Consider the following 2,012-nt stretch of genomic DNA (forward strand, 5'->3'; position numbering starts at 1 on the left):
ACCGACACACAAATCAAAATCCGCGGCTTCCGCGTCGAACCCACCGAAATCGAAACCCTCCTCACCACCCACCCCCACCTCACCCAAGCCACCGTGACGTACGGAGAGGGGCGGCTGACGGCGTACGTGACGGCCGCGCCGGAGGGGCCGGCGCCGGAGCCGGGCGCGGTGCGGGCCTGGCTGCGCGAACGGCTGCCGGACCACATGGTCCCCGCCTTCGTCGTCCCCCTCGACCGGCTCCCCCTCACCCCCAACGGCAAGATCGACAAACGGGCCCTTCCGGAACCCACCGCCCCGGTGGCCGGGGACGGCGGCCGGCCGCCCCGTACTCCGCTGGAGGAGATCGTCTGCGCCGAGTTCGCCGAGGTCCTGGGCGTCGAAGGACCGCCGTCGGCGGACGCCGACTTCTTCGAGCTCGGCGGGCATTCGCTGCTCGCCGCGCGGCTCGCGAACCGGCTCGCCTCGGCGTTGGACGCCCGGCTGGGCCTGCGCGAGGTGTTCCGGCACTCCACCCCGGCCCGGCTGGCCGCGCATCTCGCCGACGTGACCGGGCGGCGCCCGGCGCTGCCGCCACGGACGCCTCCGCGACAGCGCCCGGAGCGCATGCCGCTGTCTTTCGCCCAGCAGCGGTTGTGGCTGGTGAACGGGCTGGAAGCAGGGGGCACCGCCTACAACGTGCCGATGGCGGTCCGCCTGGACGGGCCGCTGGACGTGAGCGCGCTGCGCGCCGCGTTCCATGACCTGGCGGACCGCCACGAACCGCTGCGGACCCGGATCGCCGTGGCCGGCGGCGAGCCCCACCAGGTGGTGGACCCGGTCGGCGAGGTGCCTTTCGCGGTTCGTGAGGTCGCTCCGGAGGAGGTGGAAGCGGAGGTGCGGGCGGTGGCGGGGCACGTCTTCGACCTCGCGGCCGAGACACCGCTGCGGGTGACCCTGGTGCGTTCCGGTCCCGAGTCGGCGGTGCTGCTGGTGCTGCTGCACCACATCGCCACGGACGGGCAGTCGTTGCGGCCGCTGTTCGCGGACCTGTCCGAGGCCTACGCGGCGCGGCGGGACGGCCGCCGCCCCGCCTGGCCGTCGCTGCCGGTCTCGTACACCGACCACGCGCTGTGGGAGCGCTCCGCGGTCGCCGGGCCGGTCCTGGACGAACAGCTGGCGTACTGGCGTAAGGCTCTCGCCGGGCTCCCCGAGGAGCTGAGGCTGGTGCACGACCGGCCGCGTCCGCCGGTGGCCGGGCAGCGCGGCGGGGCGGTGGAGGTGGACTACGGGCCGGAACTCGGCCGAGCGGTCGCGGAGTTGGCGCGGGCGGAGCGGTGCACCCCCTTCATGGTCGTGCAGGCGGCGCTCGCGACCACCCTGTCCCGGCTCGGCGCGGGCACGGACATCCCGCTCGGATCGCCCGTGTCGGGACGCTCGGAGGAGGGCCTGGCCGGGCTGGTGGGGTTCTTCGTCAACACGCTGGTGCTGCGTACGGACACGTCGGGCGATCCGGAGTTCCGGGAGCTGCTGCACCGGGTGCGGGCCACGGACCTCGACGCCTTCGCCCACCAGGACGCGCCCTTCGACCTCGTCCTGGAGGCCGTCAATCCGGTGCGCTCGCTGGCCCGTCATCCGCTGTTCCAGGTGTGCCTGGCCGTGGAGCGGGGCCCGGCGCCCGCGCCGGAGTTCCCCGGAGTGCGGACGGGGGCGGCCGAGCCGGTGGTGACGGGGGCCGTCAAGTTCGACCTGGAGTTCCTGCTGCACACCGGTGCCGGCGTCGGCGGCCCGGGAGCGGCCGGGCTGGCGGGAACGGTGCTCTACAGCGAGGACGTCTTCGAGCGGGCCACCGTGGAGCGGATGACCGCGATGCTCCGCCGCACCCTGGAGCAGGCCGTGTCGGCTCCCCGTACGCGGCTGTCCGAGCTGGAGCCGATGGCGGACGACGAGCGGCGGCGGGTGCTGGAGGCGTGGCCGGGCACGCGGGTCGCGGTGGACGACAGGCCGCTGACCGTACGGTTCGAGGAACAGGCCCG

At 74.5% G+C, this 2,012-nt stretch carries 1 protein-coding gene; it reads left to right on the forward strand.

Annotated elements, in window-relative coordinates; translation table 11 throughout:
• Positions 1-93: 93 nt before the first annotated feature.
• The coding region (locus ACZ68P_RS36170; RefSeq protein WP_471013616.1) for a condensation domain-containing protein at positions 94-2,012 on the forward strand (1,919 nt) is incomplete at its 3' end.

This window comes from Streptomyces sp. NPDC036822 (assembly GCF_055609145.1).